Source organism: Streptomyces sp. NPDC003042 (assembly GCF_053591315.1).
The window spans coordinates 21,048-43,528 of the sequence record NZ_JBSFTP010000052.1 but is presented as its reverse complement, the minus strand read 5'-3'; the positions used below and the strand labels follow the sequence as shown (position 1 = coordinate 43,528).

The window sequence follows — 22,481 nt, the reverse complement described above, 5'->3', positions numbered from 1 at the left end:
GGCCGGCCTCTCGACCTTCTGCCCGGCCGCGACGCCTCCACCCTCGCGGGCGGGCTGCGCGAGCATCCCGGCGCCGAGATCATCTGCCGTGACCGGGCCGGCTCCTACGCCGACGGCGCCCGGACCGGTGCCCCGAACGCGATCCAAGTGGCCGACCGCTTCCACCTCTGGCAGAACCTCGGCACCGCCGTCGAAGCCACCGTCAGACTCCACAGCACGTGCCTCAAGACTGCTTTCACCAGCTCAGATGGCCCTACCGGCGATGGCGACAGCGCGGACGCGACGAAGACGATGTCGCCCATCGAATCCCGTATCAGAGAGCGGCACGCGACCATCCATGCCCTGCTGGCCCAGGGACACGGGATCAGGGAGATCGCCAGGGAACTGCACATGGGCGGTAACACCGTCCGCCGTAACGCCCGCGCGGCAATCCCCGAACAGCTGCTGACGGGAAGGCATCAGCCCCGGCCCAGCCAGCTCGACCCCTACAAGCCCCACCTGGACAAACGCTGGGCCGAAGGACACACCAACGCCATCCAGCTGCTTGCCGAGCTCCAGAACCTCGGCTACCGCGGGAGCTACCAGATCATCAGCGACTATCTGCGACCGAGGCGCCGCCGACGCATCCGCGTCGTCCCACCCGCACCACCAGGAATCCGCCGGATCACAGGCTGGATAATGCGGCACCCCGAGCATCTGGCCGACGGAGAACGCCAACAGCTCGCCGCCCTACTTGCCCACTGCCCTGAACTGAAGGCCCTCCACGAGCACGTCCGCGGCTTCGCAGAGATCCTTCAAACCCGCTCCGGTCAGCACCTCAAAGACTGGATCACCGCCGTCCGCACCGCGGACCTGCCCCGATTGCATGCCTTCGCCACCGGCCTGGAGAAGGACTGGGATGCCGTGCTCCAGGGCCTGAGTACACGCTGGAACTCCGGCCCCGTCGAGGGCCGCGTAAATCACATCAAGATGGTCAAACGCCAGATGTTCGGACGAGCCAAGCTCCCCCTGCTCCGCAAACGCGTCCTTCTCACAGCCGCAGCAAACTGGTGACCCGGAGCCAGGACTGTCAGACCGCTGCGGCATGCTCACCGGCATGAACGAAGACGCCTTCTGGCAGCTCATCGAGGACTGCAGCCCCGCGGAACACGACCCGGACGCCGAACTCCTTGCAGCCACGCTCACCGAGCGGCTTGCCCAGTCCCCGTTGTCGCTGGTCCTCGGCTTTGCCGAACAACTGGCGTGGACGCTCTACCGGCTGGACCGCAAGGAGTACGGACACAACCTGTCCGATGACGCCTTCCTCTACACCCGTGCCGCGGTCGTCGCCGCCGGCCGCACCGAGTTCGACAGAGTCCTCCAGGATCCTTCGGCCTTCACTCCTTACGCCATCGACCTCATCTGGGCCGAGCCCCTGCTCTACACACCGGACCGGGCATACAAACGCATCACCGGGGAGGAGTGGGACCGCGATACCCGCTACTCCTACGAATCCTGCTCCAACACCGAGGGCTGGGTTGACTGAACGCCATGGCCTGCGCGTGGTGACGAACTCCAGCGTCGTTGATCGTCCTCACGGAATGTGTGCCAGAACCCGGGTTACACCTACGCAGCCAACCGTCACCGTGCCCACCGAAGACACCCAACCGAGGCGGAGCACCTGGTCGAAGTCCACGCGGCGTAGGCCGAGCCGCACCGCGGCCTGGTCCGGGCCGAAAGGCACATGCCGGTCGAGCACAGCCGCCAGATCCCAGGCGACGGGCCAGCACCTCCGCCTGGTCCCAATGCACGTCGGGATCTCCCCTCGCCACCGAGGTGGACCAGGAACCCGGCCCGGCCGAGATGGCCGACCGCCGAGGCGGTCACCCGAGGACGGCGCAGCGGCAGCGGAACCCCCACAGCCTGCGTCGACCCGTCCGCCGCCCAACCCGCACCCACCAGGCCCCGCAGCGCCGCCCGTACGGCTTCGGCGTCCACTGCCTCCACCACCGCCCGCGACCACAGACCCGAGCCAGCGTCCGCCAGCGGAACCAGGCCGGTCCCGGCCGCCCACCGCCAGGCCGCCACCGGCACCCGCAGCCGACCCGCAGCCGCGTACTCGTCGTACACCTCTGTCGGCCGTCATCACCGCTCGAGCCGGCGGTGGCGCTACGCCGGGCACACCGTCGACAACAGCCAGACTGCTATAGGAATGCTATGGTCACCCTATGGCCAATACGACGATCCAGGTGACCAAGCAGACCCGCGACCACCTCGCCGAGCTCGCCGAAGAGCGCGGGCTCAGCATCGGCCAGCTCGTCGACGCACTCGCGACCGCGGAGCCCACCGCCGCGCAGCGGGCCGAGCAGATCGCGGCAGCGCGGGCGCATGCGCGTGAGGTGATCGGTGTCGATGTCAGCGACGAGGAGTTCGCTGCGTTGGATGTGCTCGGCAACCTGCGGCGGATCGCGGCCCAGAAGGTGCTGGCCATGCCGGGCAGGGACGCTGCGTGATCATTCTCGACACCAGTGGCGTGACCGCTCTGGCCTCGGGGCACAAGGCGCTCAACGCTCTCGCGGTCAACGTCACCGCGAGCGGCGACCGGCTCCTCGTGCCGGCGCTGTGCCTGGCGCAGGCCGAGGCCGATCATCCGGGAGCCTCCCGCGCCGTCCTCGGATACCCGTGCACCGAAGTCGAGCCGCTCGGGCAGATCGACGCACCGGCCGTGGGCACGATGTTCCGCGACGGCTACGGCGGCATGGACACCTGTCACGCCCTCTACACCGCACTACGCCGCACGGGCACCGGCGGCATGCCGATCCTCCTGACCGACGACGAGAACCGCTATCCGCCCGGCATCCTCGCCATCGGCATCGACACCCCCGGCATGCTCGGCTTCCACTGACCCCAGCCCCCACGTACACGGCAGCGACCTCCTCCGTGCCCGCCGGTGACCGTGGGACAGCCAGCCCCGCCGCTCAGCTGTCCTCGGCCAGAATCAGATCGGCCACATGATGCGGGCGGGCACGGTCGTGCCACGTCACGGACAAGGACTCCCCCTCAGCGCACAGCGTCCGCACCCCGCCGGTGGCCGCACTGGCCCGGCACCAGCCGCACACGAAGATCTTCAGCGGAAACAAGTCCGCCAACGGTCGGGCGCGCGTCGCAGGTTCCATCGTTCTGCTCCCGAGTGCCGACACCGGCGAGACATCACAGGGTTCAAGAAGAGCGCTTACCCCGCCGATGATCCCAGCAGCCGCCAGCCCTCAGACCAAAACAGCGAAAACCCCGGCAACCGTCTCGGGCCGCGCCCCGGCGCCGGCCCGAGCTGCTTCCGCCGCCAGGAAGCCGCTGCCTGTATCGCTCCGTGCCCAGGGCGGAGACAACGTCCACCCCACGCACGGCAGCGGACACTGCCGCCACAGCCACGGACGCCGCCGGCGCTGCGGAACGATTTCGGACGGGTGAGGTCGAGCAGCACCGGCCAGCCGCCGGCATGACGCTGCCCCGGCACGGGCGGTGGGATCGTGCCGGGGCAGCCGGCTGAACTACTCGCCACCTCCGACGGGGGTGGAGCTCTGGTTGACGATGGCGTCGAAGCCCTGCAGCTCGCCGTCCGGGGCGGTCCCATCGGCTTCACTGCCGCCCTGGGGGTAGAGCTGGACCGGATTCTGCAGCGTCCAGGACTGGTTGACCGGGGGGAACGCCTTGACCTCGGTCGCCTTCAGCGTGACGTACTTCGTCGGTTCCGTGGACAGTGTCATGAACCCGAAGCCGTGAGGTCGCCAACCCACACCACGAAGGCTGCCCATGCCCGCCGACCGCGGCAGCAGGGCCGTCACACGAATCCGATTGCCAGGGTGTGGGGCCGGGGGCAGGCGTCGCGGGTGTCAATGCCGCGGGCTTGTCCGGCGTCGCTGCCTGCTTGGGCCGGGTCAGGTGCGGAGGCGGTTGTTGAGGCCGTCGTGGCCGTCCGCGCTCTCCTCGTCGAACCAGTAGTCGCCCGCCGCCAGGTAGCGAAAGGAATGCTCGCTCCTGCCCGGCAGGGCGATCGTGACCGCCCGCATGCCGTCCTTCCTGGGCGTCAGGGCGTGCGTGCCGGGCTGCCAGTCGTTGAAATCGCCCACCACACTCACTGGCCGGGGCGGGGTATCGGCGGGAAGGACGAAGGTGACCTCGGCGCGGTCCTTACGCGACGTGCGCTCCAGCATGGGACAGATCGCCTTCACAGCAGAGCGGGTGTGATCGCGCCCATCCTCGACACCGGGAAACCCGCCCGCCTTCCGGCGCAGTCACACCGGGCACCGACGTCACCCGTACGCCACGTTCCACGGGCGAGGTGCCATCGGCCGCGCGAGCGTGAACGGAGAAATCCCCCCACAGCAAGGAGGAGTCGCCGTCATGGGCGGAATGCGCGACAAGCGCCCAGAACCGGGGAAGGGCCGCGAAGAGCAGGAGCGCCTGCGGCGCCCCGGCCAGGACCCCGTCCACCCCGAGCCCGCCCAGTCCGCCCAGCCGGCCCGCGGCAAGAGCCCCGACGAGATCAAGCGGCGCCGCGAGGACGACCCGCTCGCGGAAGAGCGCGACCTGCGCGACGAAGACTTCTGAACTACCCGCGCGAGCAGCACCCCTAGCGCGCAGAGCCCGGCCGGTCCCGTAGTCACCCGGCCGGCTCTGTCACGAAACCCGGCACGGCCCCCGAACAGCGACAGTCGGGGCCACGCCCAGCGGCCCGCGCCCTCGGATGCTGAGTCAAACGCGCCGCCAGAATGCACCCTCGGTCATGGCGTAGCGGCGGTCGGCAGGGCCGGCGGTTCGGGCGGCGATGACTCCGACCAGCGTGCCCTGCCCGTCGACCATCGCGGTGAGCGGGCCGCCGCGGTCGATGCCGCGCGGGACTTTGCCGCCCTGGGGTACTTGGACGTAGATGCCAGCCGGAGATCACTCCTGCCCCGGTGGCGGTGTAGCCCTCTGGGGGCAGGGGTGCCGGCTGCACATCGTCATTGAGGTCCAGCCGCGAGGAGAACGTCAGCATCGCGATGTCGCTTCCGGCCGCGGGATGAGCGGCATCGAAGCGCTCGTGCCGGACGGCATGGGACACCGCGCGGGTCCGTTCCGTCGTTCCTGGACCGGTCGAACTCGCCGGCGATCACCCGGTAGGAGCCGCCGTCCGGCACGATGCTCGCCGCCGTGAGGACCTCGTCGGCGGCGAGCATCGTGCCGCTGCCGACCGTGACCCCGTCAGTGCGCAAGATCGGTCACCCCGAGGGCTGTGCGGCGGTGCCCTGGGACAGCGTGTGGGGCGGAAGAGGCTAGTAGAAGCCGCTGACACGGTGGCCGTGTGGTCGCATCAGTGCAGCTGGGAGGACCTGCCCGGGTCGGTCAGCATCGACGCGGGCAGGACCGGACTTGATCTGCGCGACGGCTGGACGCGGCGGTGGACAGTCTCATGACGGACTGGCGGAGGCTCGGGGAGCTTGCGGCGACGACGGGCTGCGAGCCCGTCGTGGAGCTGTACCGGTGAAGGGCACCCCGGCCTGCGGGGTGCGCTTCATCGTTGCTTCCTCGACTGGTCTGCGACGTGAGCGAACCGCGTGCGCGGCCTGCCGGTCGGTGAGTCCTTCGGCGAACTGCAGCACCGACACCAGCGCCAGGCGTGCCGGAGAAACCGCGGGTCGCCCACGGGAGACGGATACAGACCGGCGAAGTTGCGTGTCAGCGAAGACCGGCCCCTGCCTGTCCCGTGACGGCGGCCATCAAGAATTCCCGAAGTACGGCCAGTTGCTGAGGTAACTGAGCGTGTCCACTGTCAGCTTGTCGTGCGCACTCTTGAGTCGTCGCGCGACCATGTTCACGATGCGCCTCGCGCGGGATGACAGACTGCACAGGTGATCGATGATCTACCCGCTGGCCTGCGGGCCCGGCACCTTGCCGACGAAGACCATCTCCGCGTGCTCGCCGTACTGGACACGTGGTGGGGCGGCCTGAAAGGGGAGGCAGGAGCGACGGAACGTGCGCTGCTTCTGCCCCGGCTGTACTTCCAGCACTTCACCACCACCAGTTTTCTGATCGAACGCGGAGGTGGCGAGGTTGCCGCCTTCCTGGTCGGCTTCCTGTCGCAGACAGAGCCCGAAACCGCCTATGTGCACTTCGTCGGCGTCGACCCGGCGCTGCAGGGGCAGGGTGTCGGGCGTGTTCTTTACCGGGCCTTCTTTGCGCTCGCCCGGTCACACGGGCGCCGTTACGTGCACTGCATCACCAGCCCGGAGAACACTGCATCGCGGGCATTTCACACCCGGCTCGGCTTCACGGCCTCAGCCGTGAAACCGGACTACGACGGCCCCAGACTCGACCGGGTGGCGTTCACCATCGACCTTTCCGCAGATCCGGGGGCCATCCCCTAACGGAACGATGTCCCGGTTCATCGCCAGGCACCCGCCGACTGCGTTGACCCACTGTCACATTCGCGGCCAGTTAACTTCCCGCTAACTGGCCGCGAGCGGGGAATCTGAACTGGCCACCTACAGTCCCGCATCCGCATCACCAGACAGCCCTTCGGGAACACCGCCGCGCGACCCGCGCGATCTCCTCCGGGGCCTCTCCGCAATCCACCTACGCAACGACGCCGAACCCATCCCTGAACACGACGACGACCTGCACAACCCTTTACGGGGTCGTACAGACCGTCGTCACGCATGCCCCCCCGAATTCGCCAACAAGTCCGCCAAGGAGGTTCCGGGGCGCCTTCATGGCTCTTCGCCACAGCGGCGGGGCGGCGACTGAGGCAACAGCCCCCGGCTCGACCCACTACAGGCAAGTCACCCGGCCCCAGGCATCTCGCGGACGGCGTGGTAGGTCACTTCGGGAGTTCGGGCTTGGCCTCTACGGCCTTCGGGTCGCGCAGCACTGCAGGGCTCCGTCCCCATGGGACGCACGCTGCGGTTCATAAGGCCATCGCTACTGCACGGTGCCAGGCGAACAGTTCGCGAACGTGGTGAGGGTTACGGCGCCCTCGGTCGTGTTTGTCGCGACGACGATCCAGGAGTTGCCTGGGCGACCAGGAAAGCCGAGCTGCTGGCTGTTCCCAATCGGCAGAGAGACGATAAACTCGCCCGCTTCACTGCGGATCGACCAGCCTCCGGAGACGGCGATCTGTCCTTCTGGGCACGTGGCGAAGGCCTCACCGGTGGCGCCAGGTTCGATGGTGACGCGCTCCGAGAAAGCGGTTGTCATGCTGACGGCACCTGTGCCGGCCGGGCCGGTTGCGCCCGTGGCACCGGGCTCACCCTGGGGCCCGGTGGGGCCTGGGGTGCCGGGCTCGCCCTGGGGGCCGGTGGGACCGGCCGGGCCCGTCGGGCCTACGGAACCCTCTCCACCCGGGCCCGTGGCGCCGGTCGCGCCCGTGGCTCCGGTCGCGCCCGTCGGGCCGGCAGGTCCAGTCGGACCCGTGGGTCCGGTGGGGCCGGTGGCTCCGTTGCCGGGACCGGCCGGGCCGGTCGCACCGGTGGCTCCGGTCGGACCGGTGGGTCCGGTCGGGCCGGTCGGACCGGTGGGTCCGGTGTCCCCCCGGGGACCTCTGGGGCCTGTTGGGCCGGTGGCGCCCGGCTTGCATTCGTCGTCGCCGCCGCCGGCCATGCTCAGCGGCCAGTTGTCGTCCGGCCGGTGGTGGTCCGGCCGGCACTCGTCGCCGCCGCCGGGGCGGTTCGCCATGCGGACCGCTTCGGTGGCCTGGACGGTCTGGGCCGTGGCGAGGGCGGGGCTGGCAATTCCCGCCAGTACCAGAGCGATCGATGCCAGGGTGCCGCCCGTCAGCCAGCCTGCCCGTCTGGGCAGCGGACCAAGGGTTGACCTGGTCTTGTACTCCGGGACTCATAGAACGCCGCTCCTTCTCGAAACCGGATCGCACGATGTGCGGTGGGCCCCTTTCCGGGGCTGCCCCGGCCATCGTGGGGATCTTGGCTTCCCGTGGTGGGACGCCTCGCGGCAACATCAGCGGATCGGCTCAGTGGTACACCCCTGATGGGTCCATACGCAGTGGCGAACGCCGCCCCGGCACCGGAGCCCGCCACCAGGGTCCCGGAGTGGACGACCCCCTCGGCCCCCACGTTGACGGGCAGCAACCGCCGGCCCGTTGCCAAGCGGATCCCGACCTCCGGGATGCCACTCCATCGTTGGCGCAGCGCTCTCGTACTTCAGGAGGACGCAACGATCCCGCCAACCATCCTGCCGCTTGCACACGCAATCCTCCCCGAGGCCGGCATACGTCACCCCATGCCGGACCACCCCGGCGAACCTGCGGCAGTACCCGCACACTGGCCGGCCGGGAAAAGTCCGTCCAGCACCCGCCCACTCCCCGACCGGACGCCGCTCGGACACCCGGGCATCGCCCATCACCAACCCGCTCAACCAACCTGCACCCGCAGGTCAGGAGCACCGCCACTGCGACGTCTTCACTGGCCCAGTCAGCGACCGGTGAAGCCTCACAACCGGGAGCGCCAGCTCTTACCCCACCCGTGCACAGGGCGGGCCAGTTGACCTCCTGACGGGGTACCGGCAGGAGGTCAACATCGTCGGCCCGGTTAGAGCGGTACCCACAACGTACCGACCCCCGCCACGCCGAACCGCACCTTCGCCTCCCGGGCGTGGCGAATGCAGTCGCCCTGGTGCAGGGGGCTGGAGGGTCACCGGAGAAGCCGGTCAGCAGGCCAGCTCGCCGACCCCCGGGCAGCGTTCCCGCCGCCTATGGACCCCATGCAGGAGTGCGCCACTGAACCGAACCGCCGCCCCTGTCCCGAGGCATCCCCCACTGGAGACCAAGATCCCCGCCATCGCCGAGGTGGCTTCGGGGTGCCACTCCATCACACAGCACGATGACCCGGACCATGAAGACCGGGGCACCGCTGTGCACTTCACTATCCGCCTGCCTCAACGACTCGGACACGCATCGGTCACCGGACGGACGGCTCCGGCAACGGCCGTGACCAATCTTCGGCGCCTTCGTCCGCCTGGACAACTCGCGCAACGCCGTCTTGATCAGTCGCCCACGCTTCGGCCCAGGGCGGTCGGTTCGGCCTCCTTGCGCTTGACGCCGGTCAGGCGCAGCGGCAGCGCGACGTTCTCCACGCAGGTCAGTTCGGGGACGAGTTGCCCGAACTGGAAGACGAAGCCGAAGTCGCTGCGGCGCAGGGCGCTGCGCTGGGCGTCGCTCATCGAGGACAGTGCGCGGCCGGCGCACGTGATGGTGCTGGAGTCGGGTGGGACGATGCCGGCGAGGCAGTGCGGGCGGGTCGGCTTGCCGGAGCCGGAGGGGTCCGTGACGGCGGCGACCTCGCCGGGGCGGATGGAGAACTCGGCTCCGCCGAGGACGTGAGTGGGCCCGTACGCCTTGCGCAGAGGTCGTAGCCGTGTCGCGGGCCTGATTCGAGGAGGCCGAGGAGGGTGTGACCGATGGCCGGCGGAGGCGGTGTCGTGCGCCATTCGAAGGAATCTGCCCAGCTGGGACACAACTACGGGGCCCGGCCCTGGCGTTGCTGGCTCTGGCTCCCCAGATCCAGAAGGCAGCCGCCCTTCGCGATCAGGCGCTCGTGCCGGCCCTCCACGTTCCTACCCGGTGACTGGCGAGTGGCTGCGGTCCGGGCGACCGGTCGGTGAACAGCGCCTCCAAAAGTGTGCGCCGCTCCTTGTAGGGCCGTTACTGTTGCGGCACCTGAACAGCGGGTCGCCGCGGTCGGCGGCGAGGGAGCCTCGGGCAACACACCCATCAAGGGTCAACTGGCTCCCGGAGCCAGCCGACCTCTTGGGGGTGATCCAAGAAGGTCTCGGTCGCCTGGAGGCACACCCTCCAGGCACCCACGGCTTCGTGCGCAGCAGGTCCGGCTTCAGCCAGAAGACTGATGAAGATCTTGTTGAGGGGCTGTCCGGCCGGAGCCGGGCAGCCCCTCGTGGTCATGTGCCGGCTGGGGCGAGATGCCAGGTGCCGTTCGTGTGGGTGAGCCCGAGGTTGATCAGCCGGCGGAGGTTGAGGGCGGCTGCTCGGGTGTGGAGCCAGGTGTCGTTCTTGATGGTGTCGATGTATCGGAGTCTGCGGTTGCCTCGGTGGACGATCCAGGCAACGGCGCGTTCGACGGGTGGTCGCCAGCGGCGGTAAGCGGCTTGCCAGTCAGGGTCGGTCGCGGCCTGCTGACGGGCGGCCGCCTGCTGGTCGTGGTGGGGGCGGATGGTCAGGATCCGGCCTGCTTTGCGGCTGGGAGTCGATCACGGGCATGGTCATGGCTGGAGTTCCTTCCGAAATTGCTGCGGGCGATCCGCAGGACGGCGCCATGCGGGACCACGCACCAAGCCATGCAACCCCCGACGGCACCAACATCAAAGCCCCACCCCCGGAGCCCCGTTCAAGAAACCCCAGCACCCCCATCAAAACCGGCCCTACCCCAACCCCAGAGCCCATTCAAGAGCTACGCGCAGCACCGGCTCCACACCCTCTCAACCACTCAACACTCCACCCACTCCTCACACCCACATAAAGAAAGTCCGCGCACTCACCAGTTGAAAACCGGGCTGAGGTCGGGGATCCGGGCTGCCGGTCCGAGCTCGCCGAGGATGCGCTGAAGGACCAGTTCGGGGCGGAGGGCCGAGGCGATCGCGGCGCGCTCGCCGGCCCTGGTCAGCTGCTGGTCCCGGAGGGTGAAGCCAGCGGTCGCCGCGAGGGAGTCCAGAAGGTCGGCGCCGGTGGCGTTGGCAGGGAGTCCGTAGACGCGGGTGTAGGGCTGGACGCGGGCGCCGAGTTTCCGGGTGTCGGTGAGCCCGCGGTGGTCGGCGTCGGCGATGACGCGGCCGACGTGCCCGGCGTCGGCGCGCACACGCAGTAGGTCGCTGATCGTCCGGTCGACGGTCGTGACGGGCAGGCCGTCGACGGTGGTCGTGTCCTTCATCGGCCGAACTTCGGACCGCACATGGAGCAGAAGTGCGCGGCCACGAACTGCTCAGCCAACCAGCACAACCCCAGGTCAGAAGTATGACGACTGCTCAGTTACACTGGCCGGCGACATCGAGTGGCATGACGCCCCCGCGAGGCCACAGGCACCGCACGTCACTGTCCAGCGGCAATGCATGTCGATGGCAGCCCGAGCGGTACCCACAACGTACGCGCCTCGTCGCGCCGAACCGCACCCTCGCCTCCCGGGTGTGGCGAAGGCACTCGCCCTGGTGGAGGGCGGTCTCGACAGGGGCACCCGAGAGGCCGGAACAGCAGGCCAGCTCGCCAACCCCGGGCAGCGTCCGCCATCGCGGTCCCTGCGGTCCGGCGAGTCCGCCGCCGCGTATGGACCCATCAGGGGTGTACCACTGAGCCGAACCGCCGACCCTGTCGCGAGGCGTCCCACCAGGGGAAGCCAAGATCCCCACGATGGCCGGGGTGGCCCGGAAGGGGACCCACCGCACACCGTGCGATCCGGATTCAAGAAAGAGCGGCGTCACATGAACCCCGAGCACAAAACCAGGACAACCCTCGGACCGCTGCCCAGACGCAGCAGCTAGCTGACCGGCGGCACCCTGGCATCCATCGCCCTGGTACTGGCAGGCATCGCCAGCCTCACGATCGCCACCGCCCAGACCGTCCAGGCGAACGAGGCGGTCCGCGCGGCGAGCCCCATGGGAGGCGGCGACGAATGCCGACCCGACCACCACCGGCCGCACGACAACTGGCCGCTGAGCATGGCCGACGGCGGTGGCGACGAGTGCAAGCCCGGCCAACCGGGCGCCACCGGCCCAACCGGGCCGCAGGGTCCCCGCGGCGACACAGGCCCGACCGGCCCCACGGGCCCCACCGGCCCTAGCGGTGGAGCCACAGGCGCGACGGGCGCTACAGGTCCGACCGGTGCTGCCGGCGCCACGGGTCCGACCGGTGCCACCGGTGCGACCGGCGCTACAGGTCCGACCGGTGCGACGGGAGCAACCGGCGCCACAGGGGCCACCAGTCCTGCTCTGTGTAACGACGTGGACGCAGTCCGCTCCGAACCGCCTCTGGGAGCGAGCCCCCTCGAACTCAGGGCCGTCATCACCGACGGGGTGACGTACGCAGGCATCCGCAACGCGTTCCAAGGATCGGTCCAATGGCACAATCTCACCGACCCGATGGCGCACCCGAACTACCCTTCAACCGCGTGCGGCGTCGCCATCTCCACCTCCGGCACTGCGGTCACAGTTGAGGTCTCGACCACGGACGGGCAGGTCTGGCAGACCTGGTGCAACATGGACACCACCAACCCCACAATTCCCGAACTCGACTGCGTCAACGACCCGGACGACGAAACGGACAACTTCGCGGGCCCCTGGACGCACCTGGAACCCGACCCCACGCCGGCAGCCCCACCCCTGAGCAGATCCGCCCACAGCGAGCGACCTGCCAAGCCGTGAAACGAGCAAAGTGAAGACCGCAAAAGTCTCCTGACCCGGTGCCGGACCTGACTGTGTGCGCCGTGCCCGGTTTCATCCGGGCACGGCGCACGAGCGTTTCCGCGAGCTCCGACCAGCTGATGTTCGGCAGCGGCCGAGGTCCTCGCCGAAGGCCTGCCCCACGTCGCCCGCCGACTCCACGAAACGCACCCCGAAAGGCACCCCGAACACGAGTCGGTCGAGCTGACTGTGCGGGGAACAGGGGTCAGGTGCAGGGCGCTGGCCGGTAGTTCAGGGGCCGGCCTTCCCGGCGGGGGCGGTACAGCCTTGGGCCTTGCAGTGGATCAAACGACCGTCCAGGGCCGAAGTGCATTCACCGGTTGGCCCCCTCTGTCCTCGCAACCCGGCACATAGACCATCGCCGCGCAACAGGATGTCAGGGGCGCTGGAACACCAGATTTACATGCCGCTGAAGCCCCGTCCCCGCGAACTGCGACGAGGCCAGCGCCCACCCGATCGCTGTGACGTCCTGGATCGCCGCCGCAAGGTCGGCGTCCTGCTTCGCCGGGCTCGGGTGGAACTTCCGCACGAAGGCTGTGTCGCCACGCTCCCACGCGTCGGCTGCCGCCTCGTGAATCGGCGGAACCGCCAACTTCTTCAAGAGCTTCTTCAGCATGCGCCGATCGTAGGCCAACACAGGAATGAGAGGCAGCGGAATGGCGCCACGCACCCCCCAGCACCACGGCCCCGGCCAGCAGAGTCAGGACCAGGCCCCCGACTCGTACCCGGACCACTGCGCCCACCAGCCGGTCGCGGCCAGCACGCTGCCACCGGCCCGGCGCTGCCTGCCCGTCATCACCATCCGCGTCCCTCCCTCGCAGTTCTCCCTGTCAGGCCCGGGCCCGGTACCCGCCTCGCCGGCCGCGTGCCGCTGTACTTCCTCCGAGGGTGCCACCAGCGGCCCGGCCGCAGGCGCGGCGGGCCGCGGCCGGTACACGGCGCCCCGGCACAAGGTCGCCACGGCGGCCGTGCCGCCCAGCACCGACAGGACGAAGTCCGCCTGCACCAGCCCGATGTGGCCCGCCCGCCACGCGGCCGCGAGCAGAGCGCCGGCCAGCAGCAGGCCCCGGGCAGCGATCCGGTCCCGGCCCGACAGCGCCCACCAAGCCGCCCGTACCCGGTCCGCGCACGCCCGGACGCCCCGTCGTCCACGCCCGGGGGGAGTTTCCGCCGTCACCGCGTACGCCCCGCGCCCTTGGCCGGTGCGGCCTGCTGCCGGTGGGCGGGGACGGCGGCTTCGGCCGGGGCCGGCTGTCCGGGGGCCGCGGCGGCGGGCGTGGTGGTCGAGCGGGAACGGGCCGCCGCCGGGGAGACCCGGACCCGGGACACGGGCGCGGACGGTGCGGAGGGCGGCGTCGTCAGGGAGTGCAAGGTCGCGTCCACGAGACGGCCCACCACGGTGGAGGACGGGCCTTCCTTCCAGGAGGTGTTCTCGCCGAGGCGGGCAAGGTGCGCGCCGAGGAGGCCGGTGCCGCCGTGGTCGCGGATCTGGTCCATGCGGGCGGCCAGCAGGGGCCACTGGCGGGAGCCGACCAGCAGGCCCACCTCCGTCTCGGGCAGTACGTCCTTGACGACTCCGACGATCGCGGCGTGCGCGAGCCGGTTCACGCCGAGCTGTTCCAGCGCCTTCGCGCGGTCGCCGAGGTCCAGGCATGGAATTCGAACAGCAGCACCACAAGACAGCTAAACTCCAACTCGCAGCATGACCCCTGTGTCCACACTCCGGGGGTTACCTCACGGCTCGTCCGCCTCACCACATAGGACACGGTCTTAAGGCACATCCCGCCTGTCGAATACGAAGCCAACTACTACCGCACAACCATGAACACCCCGTCACAGCCACCAACTGAGATCTCTAACGAAACAAGGGCGGTTCACCGACGCCGCTGACGGTCATGGATCGGGAGCGGTGGGGCAGTGTGCCCGTCGGATCCGTGAATCCGGGTTGTGCTTGCCATCTCCCTCGGCCCACTGCCGGACGGGAGCAGCCCCTCCTCCTTTGCAGGGGAGGGGCTGCTCCCCCAGTCTTGCGGGAGCAGCCCCTATATCGATCTCCCGACTCCTCAGAGGGCGGTCTGCGAGTTAATGTCCGTTTCTGGGTGAGGGCTGGGGTGGGGCTGCTGGTTGCGGGCTTGGTCGGCCATTTCCCCAGCGCGAACGGCCGCCCGGCGTTGGGCGCCGGGCGGCCGCGGCTGTGCATCGGTCCGCGTCAGAACAGGGAGTACAGGAGCCTGTTCGGGGAGCCGCTGCCGGCGCTCTTGACGACGCCGGTGGTGGCGTTGGCCGTCATGGCGTCGCTGACCTGGGCCGGGGTGGCCGAGGGGTGGGCGGCCAGGTAGAGGGCGGCCGCGCCGGCGACGTGCGGGGTGGCCATGGAGGTGCCGCTGATGGTGTTGGTGGCGGTGTCGCCGGTGTTCCAGGCGGCGGTGATGCCGACGCCGGGTGCGAAGAGGTCGAGGCAGGTGCCGTAGTTGGACCAGGACGCCTTGGTGTCGGTCTTGTCGGTGGCGCCGATAGTGAGGGCCTGGGGGACGCGGGCGGGGGAGTAGTTGCAGGCGTCCTGTGCCTTGCCGCCCTGGTTGCCATTGCCCGCTGCCACGGCGTACGTCACGCCGGAGGCGATGGAGTTCTTCACGGCCGCGTCGAGGGAGGAGCTGGCTCCGCCGCCGAGGCTCATGTTGGCCACGGCCGGCTTGACGGCGTTGGCGGTGACCCAGTCGACGCCGGCGATGACGCCGGACCAGGACCCCGATCCATTGCAGTCGAGGACGCGGACGCCCACCACTGAGGCGGCCTTGGCGACGCCGTACGTCGAACCGGCGGTGGTGCCGGCCACGTGGGTGCCGTGGCCGTTGCAGTCGTTGCCGTTCTGGCCGTCGCCGATGGTGTCGGTGCCGATGCTGGCCCGGCCGCCGAACTCGCTGTGGCTGACGCGTACGCCGGTGTCGATGACGTAGACGCGGACGCCGGAGGCGGTGGTGTTGTAGGTGTACGCGCCGTCGAGCGGCAGCTGGCGCTGGTCGATGCGGTCCAGGCCCCAGGTGGCGTTGGACTGGGTGGCGTTGATGCGGACCGTGGCGTCCTGCTCGACGTAGTCGACCCGGGGATCGGCGGCAAGGCGGTGGGCCTGGGCGGCGGACATCTTCGCCGCGAAGCCGCGCACCGAGGACCCGTACACGTGGGTGAGTTTGCCGTCGAACGCGCTGGTGAGGGCCTCGGCGGTCGGCCGTACGGATGCCTTGTGGGTGTCCTTCAGGACCACGATCCAGCCGTCGGCGACGGCGGTGGCGGCGGGGGCCAGGCGGACGTCGGGGCGGTCCGCGCCGTGCGCGGGAGCGGTGGTGGTGAGCAGTCCGGCGGCCAGAGCGGCGGCGGGGATGAGCACGCGAAGGTGTCGCGCGGGGGATCTCATGTGATGAACCAGACCTTTCGTTGTCCGGGTTACGGGCAATCCGGGTCGTGCGGGTGTCGCCGTCCGGGGTCTCCGGTCGGCTCCCAGCCGCGGGTGGTCAGGCCGCGAACGGGCATATGGGGACGTGCGGCTCACCACCCCCGGGCAGTCGCGCGCCCTGCTTGAGCCGTGCATGACAGTGCCATGGGGTATCGAGCGCCCGCAAGATGCCGGATGCGTCCCGGGCCGTTCGTTTGCTGCGGCCTCGCGGGAACCGCCCACCGGGGCAGCCGGGTGTACGCCCGGTCGGCTATCGCTTCCTGACGAAGCTGCCGGTGTCGGCTTCGGTGAGGATGCCCAGCTTGACCAGGCGTTTCAGTTTGGCCCGGGTGCCTTCGATGTTCTTCGGCAGCAGTTCGTGGTCAAGGGCTTCGCAAACGTCCCTGGCCCGCAGCGGTCCGGTCGTGTCGTTGAAGACGGCGAGGATGCGGGGGTAGTCCGGGTGCTCGGGCAGGTCCGGCGGGACGACTGGGAGCCGGTCGGCGAGGCCGGTGACGGTCTTCCGGGTGATCGCGAGGTGCTCGAGGTGGGTTTCGGCCTCCCGTAGCCGGGTCTGCAGTTCACCGATCCGAATGCTGAGGTCGTCGGCCATGGCCCGGGCGGCGTCCTCTTGGATGTCGAGTGCCTCGAGCAGGGGATGGATGTTCACGTGATCACCGCCTGCGGGTCGCGCCAGGTGGGGGTGTTCGCGTGGGTGAGGCGGCGGGCCATGACGTGGGTCATGGCCCAGTAGACGCGGGAGGCGGAGGAGGCCGGTCGGTGCTCGTAGTCGCGGACCAGGCGCCGGTGGAGTATCAGGAGCCCGTAGGTCTGCTCGACTCTCCACCGCTTCGGCTGTGGGACGAACCCCCGTCTCCTGCGGGTTGCGTTCGACGATCTCGACGTCGATGCCCAGGCCGGCTCCATGCGCGACGACCTGGTTCTTGAAGCCCTGGCCCAGCAGGGCTATGCCCGCCGCGTTGTCGTGCGCGCTCGCGGCCAGGACGATGACGGCGATGACCAGGCCGAGCACGTCCACGGCCGGGCCCCGCTTGCGGCCCGGCACCCGTTTCGCCGGATCCCGGCCGGTCGTGGAGGAAGGGACCCCGGCAGCCGCGTGGACACTCTGGGTGTTCAGCACCACCAGGGTCGGGTCCTCTAATCGGCGGGCCCGCTCACGGACCTGGCAGCGCAGGAGCTCGTGGATGACCTGGTCGGTCCCGTCGTCCCGCCAGGCGGCGAAGTAGTAGTACGTCGCGCTCTTCGGCGGCAGGTCGTGCGGGAGGTAGGCCCACTGGCAGCCGGTCCGGCTCTGTGCAGAGGATCGCGTTCACGATCTCCCGCATCGCATAGGTGCCCTGGTGACCGCTGACCGAACGGTGCCGGTCCTTCCACGCCGTGATCACCGGCTCGATCAACGACCACTGCTCGTCCGATAAGTCACTCGGGTACGGCTTGCGCTCACTCACCTCATCACACCATCAGATCTGCGACCGCAGACAAGCGGACTCCGCCCGCACCCACACCATCAGGCGACGACAAGACAACTTAAAAACTCACAAACCGCCCTCTCAGGCTAGCGGGCCGCCGAGATTGCCATATTTCAACAGGCTAGTTCAGTGTTCCGCGTTCCTGGCCGTGGACTTCCTGGAAGCAGGCGATGTCGGCGCACAGCCGCCGGATCTGAGGTTTCATCAGCGCGATGCGCTCGGTCAGAGGCGGGTCCGCCGTCGGGAGGGTTTCGTCGAAGTTTTCCAGGTTGAACGTGGCGATCCGGATCTGTGTCACAACTGCCCCCACAGGACGCGATGGCCGGGATATGCAGCGTAACGAAGTCGCTGTGTGCCGGCCGGGGCGCCTACGTATCGACTCGACCCTCTGTCGGTCGTGTTCGTGTGTCTGCGGAGTAACCGCTTCACGGCGCCGGCTCTGTGCGTCGAAGGCCAGGGAAGACGGCGGGGGTTGCCCAGCCGCGTAGTACGGCATCAATCGTTGACCGGAACGCCGTCTCGGCTGCGGTGCCAGCAAGGCCGCCGGCGAGTTCGAGGGTGACGAGCCCGTGCAGGGCGACCCACAACGAGACGGCGATCAGTGTGGTGTCGCCCGCGAGGATATGGTCGGCCACGGCACGGTCGATCGCCGCGACAAGCGGCCGCACCGGGTCGCGGTCGCCGACCCGGGTCGACGGGACGAAGGACTGCGCGCCGCCGAACAACACCGTGTACAGGTGGCGGTGTTCGCGTCCCCAATGGCGATACGCCACGGCCAACGCGTACAGATCCTCCAGAGCGCCCTCCGAGCCAGGAACAGCGGTCAGGTCCTGGAACAGGCCGGCGACCGCCTGGTCGCGCACCTCGCGGATCAGTCCGTCCTTGCCCTGGAACAACGTGTACACCGCCGCCGTCGACGTTCCGGCGGCGGCGGCCAGCGCGCGGACTGTGACCGACTCCTGGGGACGGGTGGCGAACATCTCGGTCGCGCATGCCACGAGCCGTTCTCTGACGGCGAAGTCGTTCGTTCTCGGCCTTCCCATGGGGAGCAGTTTAGCCCAGCTGATAACATCGTTTCAAAACGGTGTTTTAAAACGCTGGAGGAGATCACCATGCCACCGTCCGTCATACGTCCCTTGCGCCTTGTCGGCCGCCTACTGGCGGCCACCGCCGCGGTGGTGGGACTCGTCGCCCTCTTCCTCTCGCTGATCGTCGCCACCGACGGCGCGGGATCGGGGTTCGCCGCATGGTCCGCGACTGTCGGGGTCGCGGCTATCGCGGCGCTGTGGCGGGGCCGCCGCCGCTCCTGGCGGGGACGGCTGGTGCCGTTCCTGCCGGTGCTCGTCGCAGCGGCCCTGACACTGTCGGTGTGCGTCCCGACCGTTCCCACGACGCGCCGCTACCCGCCCGCCCTGGCGTTCGTGACCACCGAGCACTGGAGCCTGTCCACCGGCAGCCGGGTCGCCGTCTACCACTACCCGCCCACCGGCAACAGCCCCCGGCATCGCGTTCCGCTCGTCTACCTCAACGGCGGGCCGGTGCGCGGCATCTCGGTGCTCGACCACCACTTCCTGCAGCGGCTCGCGGGGCAGGGCTACGACGTGTACGCCTACGAGCAGGCCGGCGGTGGACGCAGCGACCTGCTACCCATGGACCAGTACTCGATCACCCGGTCCGTCCATGACCTCGGCGCCTTCATCGGCGAGCTCGGCAAGGGCCGCGCCGACGTCCTGGGATTCTCCTCGGGCGCGGCCGTGCTCACCCGCGCCCTGGCCGATCCGGCCACCGCCGCCCACCTGCGTCGCGCGGTCATCGCCGAGCCAGGCCCGATGGACGGTCCCACCGCCGGGATCGCGGGGCAGAAGGGCCGACCGGCGGCCCGCGGCATCGCACCGGCCATGACCGGACCGCGCTCCACACACGTCCCGCGGTACGCGGTCGCGTTCGGACTCATGCGGCTCGGACTGCTCAGCCCGGACACTGGCCTGGTAGGACAGGCGGAGGGCGACAATGCCTTCACCGCCGCCGATCTCGGCAGCGACACCGCGTCCGCCTACTGCGCGCAAGACGCGCACCGCATCCCGGTCGAGGACACGGCACGCAACTTCTCCTTCAGCGCCGCCGCCAGCCTCCGCATCCAGCAAACGATCAAAGACTCCCCCTCCATCGCCCCTCAGCTGAGGCACTCCCGGACACCCGCGATGCTGATGATCGCCGAGTGCTCCTCCCAGGTCCGGCAGTGGGCGACAACCATCCTCGCGAACGACCCCGCCATCCAGCGCACCCAGTACATGCCCGGCGTTGGCCACCACATGTGGAACGGCCTGGGTGACAACGACCAACGAGCAGCAGCCGTCATCACCGCATTCCTCCAAGACAAGCCCGCACCGTTGCCCGACTATCCGACCCGAGCCGACATCCCGGCCTTCCTCCGTGACCACAAGTAAGCGGGCAGCCCCTGGGCGACGCACCCAAGTTGCAGGACGAGTTGGCAAGATCCGCCGGGCATGCCTTATCGGTAGCGGCGGCGATGCTAGACGTCTCTCACAAACGGTCCTTTCCGGGACGGCCGCCCACCGCGGCGGGCGGAGTGCGAGAGGCGTCCCGAAACCGGCAGGCGCGGCGGAGAAGCGGGACGGATATTCGGGACGGACCGCTTCGGGCGGCCGGGCGGGAGTGAAACACGTCAACGGCGACCTGGACGAGATCGCCCGCGCCGAGCTCGTCAAGCGCGAACCGTGCCCGCGCTGCGGGGCGGCGCCCGGATCAGCGTGCCGGGCCAACTCCGGCCTCGTCGCCGTCGACTACCACACCGGCCGGTACGCGAAGATCCCCGGACTGAAGTCCGGCCCCGCGATCCGTATCCCCGCCGCCCGCTGCCTCGGCCGGCCGTGGCAGCCCGGCCCCGAGCCCGACCCGGGTCAGCTCGCCGCGCTGGAGCGCACCGGCGACCGGATCGGCTACGCCCGCGTCTCCAGCAAGGGCCAGGACCTCGCCGGACAGGTCCGCGCGCTGAAAGAAGCCGAGTGCGTGCGCATCTACGTCGAAAAGGTCGGCACCCGGGAGAAGTCCGGCCCGAGTACAACGCCGCCCTCGCCGACCTCCGTCCGGCCGAACCCTCACCGTCACCATGCTCGACCGGCTCGGTCGCAACATGGTCGAGCTGATCACCAGCGCGCAGGACCTCGCCGAGCGCGGCCACCGCCTGGAGATCCGCACCGGCCCCCTCGCGGGCACCTACGACCCGCATGGCGCGGGCAAGGCCCTCTTCGTGGTCTTCGCCGCGATGGCGGAGGTCGAGCGGGAGTTCATCCACGAACGGACCCTGGTCGGCCTGGACACCGCCGCGGCGAACGGCAAGCACGGCGGCCGCCCCCCGGCCGTCGACGGCGACATGCTCGCCGTCGCCCTGCGCCGCCGCGACGCGAAGGAGTCCGTCACCACCATCGCCTCGCACCTCGGCGTCGGCCGCTCCACCCTGTACCGGACGCTGTCCGCGTACGACGAAGCCATCGCCACCGGCCGCGAAGGTCTCAAAGCGCGCGGGATCGCGGACGCTGTCGTCCAGGGCCGCCCACTGGATGACGGATTCAGTCCCTGGCTGCAACGACCGCCTGAGCAGCTCGTGCTGCTTGGACCGCTATACCCGCAATGCTTGACGTAATGAACGGACCACCCCCTGCGAGGTCTCCTACCACGTGCAGACGTGGGTCAGCCGATATCAGACCACCTGCTGGGTGCAACTCGGCCGAGCCGTCGGCCAGCAGGGCTGTGACCAACTGCCCGGCCCCCCGGGGGATCGCGCTCGGCGGCGGATTCACGGCGTTGACGACGACGTTAAACGTGCGCTCGCCGTCGTCGCCGTGCACCCGGAACACCCCGTTCGCATCCTCGATCTTGCAGACGCCCGCGGCGGCAGTGAGTTGCCCGGAGTCAAACAGCCGCATCATGGTGGCGGCGTTCACCGGGACCATCGGTGAGGCCACGCTCGTCGCCATGCGGAAGTGACGCCCGAGCCGCAGGCGGTCAGGCTCGGGCAGCAGCCGCCACGCGTACGGGCCAACGCTGTGCGCTGTCTCCTGGAGGACCCGGCGGCCGATCCTGGAGTCGTCGACAGCGGCCAGTTGCGCCCGCAGGCGCCGGACCGGATCTTCGGTCTCGGTCGCCAGCAGTTCGGCCACGAAGGCTTCGAAGTCCTCTCCCGTCTCCGCCAGTTCGGCGCGCAGTAGCCCGATCAGGTCCTTGAGGGTGACGACACCGTGCTGCCGGTGCAGCGCCGCCACCTGCTCGGCGGTCACGTGCTGCGGCCGGTGGCCGACCGGGCGCTGCCAGACGTGGGGCAGCACACCGCTGCGGGACAGAAGCGTGATCGGCCCGGTGTGCCCGCGCGCGGCGAGCGACACGACGACGTCGACCGCGGTCAGGCCGCTCCCGATGACCGCGATGTTGCTGCCGGACGGGATCCTGTCGAGCGTGCGTGCCAGCGGGTACGGATCGTCCACGAAGCCGGGGGCGCCGCCGAGACCGTAGTGGTCTTGCGGTGTCCCCCCGCCCACGCACAGGGCCACGTGGTCGGCCTCGTGCCCCTGTCCGTCCTCGGTGCGGAGCGACCAGGTGGCCCCGGACCGGGCCACCTCGGTGACGAGGGCGGTGACGATGCGCACCTGCCAACCGTCTTCGCGCAGGGTGGCCAACGCCGTCTCGGCGGTGTGTGCCAGGTACTCGCCGTAGAGCGCGCGCGGAACCAGCGGTTGTCCCAGCCGTTCGTCGAGATGGGCGGTGCCACGCGCGCCCAGCCAGGTCGCGTAGTGTCCGAAGTCCAGGTGGCGGATCGACATGATGGCCGGTGGTGCGTTGACCAGCACCGTGTCCAAGTCGGGGCCGTACGGGCGGCCTCGCCAAAGATGCGGGGACGGCTCGAACACCGTGATGGCCCCGGGCCTGTCGGCGGTGGCCGCCAGCGTGTCCAACAGACCGACCGCGGCAGCACCCGCGCCGACGATTGCGATGTCCATGTTCTTCCCTTCACGTTCGGGCCGCCGCCGAAAGGACCCGCGGCCTCCTTGAGCCTCGCCGCCGCCAGTGCCGAGCCCCATCCCCCGCCGGCGGTGACCGGCCGGGAATGCCCC

21 protein-coding genes and 7 pseudogenes are annotated in these 22,481 nt (G+C 69.7%); 10 read left to right on the top strand and 18 right to left on the bottom strand.

Going from position 1 to position 22,481, the window contains the following annotated elements; genetic code table 11:
- Positions 1-9 precede the first annotated feature (9 nt).
- From ACWDYJ_RS23890 to ACWDYJ_RS23875, 4 genes and pseudogenes are all read left to right on the top strand, one after another.
- Positions 10-1,053, top strand: a pseudogene (locus ACWDYJ_RS23890) (ISL3 family transposase); the annotation flags it as partial.
- Positions 1,054-1,096: 43 nt separating this feature from the next.
- Positions 1,097-1,525 carry a DUF4240 domain-containing protein gene (locus tag ACWDYJ_RS23885; RefSeq protein WP_451567628.1) on the top strand — a complete coding sequence of 143 codons (429 nt, stop codon included), beginning with the start codon at positions 1,097-1,099 and terminating at the stop codon, positions 1,523-1,525.
- 682 nt (positions 1,526-2,207) lie between these two features.
- Positions 2,208-2,492, top strand: a complete 285-nt coding sequence (locus ACWDYJ_RS23880; RefSeq protein ID WP_451567627.1) for a hypothetical protein — start codon at positions 2,208-2,210, stop codon at positions 2,490-2,492.
- Positions 2,489-2,884: a hypothetical protein gene (locus tag ACWDYJ_RS23875; RefSeq protein WP_451567626.1), complete on the top strand. Its 396-nt coding sequence runs from the start codon at positions 2,489-2,491 to the stop codon at positions 2,882-2,884. The genes ACWDYJ_RS23880 and ACWDYJ_RS23875 overlap by 4 nt, the downstream gene beginning before the upstream one ends.
- Before the next feature lie 73 nt (positions 2,885-2,957).
- On the opposite strand, the gene ACWDYJ_RS23870 is transcribed toward ACWDYJ_RS23875, so the two are convergent.
- The 3 genes from ACWDYJ_RS23870 to ACWDYJ_RS23860 all read right to left on the bottom strand — a co-directional run bounded on the left by ACWDYJ_RS23870 (position 2,958) and on the right by ACWDYJ_RS23860 (position 4,190).
- Entirely contained in the window at positions 2,958-3,155 is a 198-nt protein-coding gene (locus tag ACWDYJ_RS23870) for a hypothetical protein (RefSeq protein ID WP_451567625.1), read from the bottom strand.
- Between the two features lie 372 nt (positions 3,156-3,527).
- Positions 3,528-3,743: a hypothetical protein gene (locus ACWDYJ_RS23865; RefSeq protein ID WP_451567624.1), complete on the bottom strand. Its 216-nt coding sequence runs from the start codon at positions 3,741-3,743 to the stop codon at positions 3,528-3,530.
- A gap of 171 nt (positions 3,744-3,914) precedes the next feature.
- Positions 3,915-4,190: an isoamylase early set domain-containing protein gene (locus ACWDYJ_RS23860; RefSeq protein WP_451567623.1), complete on the bottom strand. Its 276-nt coding sequence runs from the start codon at positions 4,188-4,190 to the stop codon at positions 3,915-3,917.
- A 190-nt stretch (positions 4,191-4,380) separates the two neighbouring features.
- Here ACWDYJ_RS23860 and ACWDYJ_RS23855 point away from each other — a divergent pair, with 190 nt between their 5' ends.
- Positions 4,381-4,587 (top strand): hypothetical protein, encoded by a 207-nt coding sequence (locus ACWDYJ_RS23855; RefSeq protein ID WP_451567622.1) that lies wholly within the window; start codon positions 4,381-4,383, stop codon positions 4,585-4,587.
- A 52-nt stretch (positions 4,588-4,639) separates the two neighbouring features.
- Here the strand turns inward: ACWDYJ_RS23855 and ACWDYJ_RS23850 are convergent.
- Positions 4,640-5,086 (bottom strand): annotated as a pseudogene (locus tag ACWDYJ_RS23850) (hypothetical protein); the annotation flags it as partial.
- Positions 5,087-5,558: 472 nt separating this feature from the next.
- A pseudogene (locus ACWDYJ_RS23845) lies at positions 5,559-5,663 on the bottom strand (transposase); the annotation flags it as partial.
- A gap of 204 nt (positions 5,664-5,867) precedes the next feature.
- Here ACWDYJ_RS23845 and ACWDYJ_RS23840 point away from each other — a divergent pair.
- The gene (locus tag ACWDYJ_RS23840) at positions 5,868-6,383 is read left to right on the top strand and encodes an N-acetyltransferase family protein (protein ID WP_451567621.1); all 516 of its coding nucleotides are present in this window, start codon (positions 5,868-5,870) and stop codon (positions 6,381-6,383) included.
- A gap of 553 nt (positions 6,384-6,936) precedes the next feature.
- Here ACWDYJ_RS23840 and ACWDYJ_RS23835 read toward each other — a convergent pair.
- The 4 genes and pseudogenes from ACWDYJ_RS23835 to ACWDYJ_RS23820 all read right to left on the bottom strand — a co-directional run bounded on the left by ACWDYJ_RS23835 (position 6,937) and on the right by ACWDYJ_RS23820 (position 10,910).
- Complete coding sequence (locus ACWDYJ_RS23835) at positions 6,937-7,212, bottom strand: hypothetical protein (RefSeq protein ID WP_451567620.1); 276 nt, start codon at positions 7,210-7,212, stop codon at positions 6,937-6,939.
- 1,821 nt (positions 7,213-9,033) lie between these two features.
- A pseudogene (locus ACWDYJ_RS23830) lies at positions 9,034-9,399 on the bottom strand (ATP-binding cassette domain-containing protein); the annotation flags it as partial.
- 525 nt (positions 9,400-9,924) lie between these two features.
- Positions 9,925-10,209 (bottom strand): annotated as a pseudogene (locus ACWDYJ_RS23825) (transposase); the annotation flags it as partial.
- A 308-nt stretch (positions 10,210-10,517) separates the two neighbouring features.
- Positions 10,518-10,910 (bottom strand): hypothetical protein, encoded by a 393-nt coding sequence (locus ACWDYJ_RS23820; RefSeq protein ID WP_451567619.1) that lies wholly within the window; start codon positions 10,908-10,910, stop codon positions 10,518-10,520.
- A gap of 1,063 nt (positions 10,911-11,973) precedes the next feature.
- On the opposite strand from ACWDYJ_RS23820, the gene ACWDYJ_RS23815 reads away from it, so the two are divergent.
- The gene (locus tag ACWDYJ_RS23815; protein ID WP_451567618.1) at positions 11,974-12,393 is read left to right on the top strand and encodes a hypothetical protein; all 420 of its coding nucleotides are present in this window, start codon (positions 11,974-11,976) and stop codon (positions 12,391-12,393) included.
- 415 nt (positions 12,394-12,808) lie between these two features.
- Here the strand turns inward: ACWDYJ_RS23815 and ACWDYJ_RS23810 are convergent, their stop codons facing one another.
- The 8 genes and pseudogenes from ACWDYJ_RS23810 to ACWDYJ_RS23775 form a co-directional block, all read right to left on the bottom strand.
- Positions 12,809-13,048: a hypothetical protein gene (locus ACWDYJ_RS23810; protein ID WP_451567617.1), complete on the bottom strand. Its 240-nt coding sequence runs from the start codon at positions 13,046-13,048 to the stop codon at positions 12,809-12,811.
- Between the two features lie 84 nt (positions 13,049-13,132).
- On the bottom strand, positions 13,133-13,609 hold the full coding sequence (locus ACWDYJ_RS23805; RefSeq protein WP_451567616.1) for a hypothetical protein: 477 nt from the start codon (positions 13,607-13,609) through the stop codon (positions 13,133-13,135).
- On the bottom strand, positions 13,606-14,040 hold the full coding sequence (locus ACWDYJ_RS23800; protein WP_451567615.1) for a hypothetical protein: 435 nt from the start codon (positions 14,038-14,040) through the stop codon (positions 13,606-13,608). Before ACWDYJ_RS23800 ends, ACWDYJ_RS23805 begins: the two co-directional genes overlap by 4 nt.
- Before the next feature lie 601 nt (positions 14,041-14,641).
- On the bottom strand, positions 14,642-15,844 hold the full coding sequence (locus ACWDYJ_RS23795; protein ID WP_451567614.1) for a S8 family peptidase: 1,203 nt from the start codon (positions 15,842-15,844) through the stop codon (positions 14,642-14,644).
- A gap of 289 nt (positions 15,845-16,133) precedes the next feature.
- A complete protein-coding gene (locus tag ACWDYJ_RS23790) occupies positions 16,134-16,532 on the bottom strand; it encodes a hypothetical protein (RefSeq protein WP_451567613.1) in 399 nt (132 codons plus the stop codon).
- A pseudogene (locus ACWDYJ_RS23785) lies at positions 16,529-17,331 on the bottom strand (IS5 family transposase). The gene ACWDYJ_RS23790 and the pseudogene ACWDYJ_RS23785 overlap by 4 nt, the downstream one beginning before the upstream one ends.
- A gap of 142 nt (positions 17,332-17,473) precedes the next feature.
- The gene (locus ACWDYJ_RS23780) at positions 17,474-17,650 is read right to left on the bottom strand and encodes a hypothetical protein (RefSeq protein ID WP_451567612.1); all 177 of its coding nucleotides are present in this window, start codon (positions 17,648-17,650) and stop codon (positions 17,474-17,476) included.
- A 127-nt stretch (positions 17,651-17,777) separates the two neighbouring features.
- Positions 17,778-18,395, bottom strand: coding sequence for a TetR/AcrR family transcriptional regulator (locus tag ACWDYJ_RS23775; RefSeq protein WP_451567611.1), 618 nt, complete (start codon positions 18,393-18,395; stop codon positions 17,778-17,780).
- Positions 18,396-18,464: 69 nt separating this feature from the next.
- On the opposite strand from ACWDYJ_RS23775, the gene ACWDYJ_RS23770 reads away from it, so the two are divergent.
- The 3 genes and pseudogenes from ACWDYJ_RS23770 (at position 18,465) to ACWDYJ_RS23760 (ending at position 21,016) form a co-directional block, all read left to right on the top strand.
- Positions 18,465-19,799 carry an alpha/beta hydrolase gene (locus tag ACWDYJ_RS23770; protein WP_451567610.1) on the top strand — a complete coding sequence of 445 codons (1,335 nt, stop codon included), beginning with the start codon at positions 18,465-18,467 and terminating at the stop codon, positions 19,797-19,799.
- Between the two features lie 671 nt (positions 19,800-20,470).
- A pseudogene (locus ACWDYJ_RS23765) lies at positions 20,471-20,704 on the top strand (recombinase family protein); the annotation flags it as partial.
- A complete protein-coding gene (locus tag ACWDYJ_RS23760) occupies positions 20,678-21,016 on the top strand; it encodes a helix-turn-helix domain-containing protein (RefSeq protein ID WP_451567639.1) in 339 nt (112 codons plus the stop codon). The pseudogene ACWDYJ_RS23765 and the gene ACWDYJ_RS23760, both read left to right, overlap by 27 nt.
- Here ACWDYJ_RS23760 and ACWDYJ_RS23755 read toward each other — a convergent pair.
- Complete coding sequence (locus tag ACWDYJ_RS23755; protein ID WP_451567638.1) at positions 20,943-22,367, bottom strand: FAD/NAD(P)-binding protein; 1,425 nt, start codon at positions 22,365-22,367, stop codon at positions 20,943-20,945. The two genes, ACWDYJ_RS23760 and ACWDYJ_RS23755, sit on opposite strands and share 74 nt — an antisense overlap.
- Positions 22,368-22,481 lie beyond the last annotated feature (114 nt).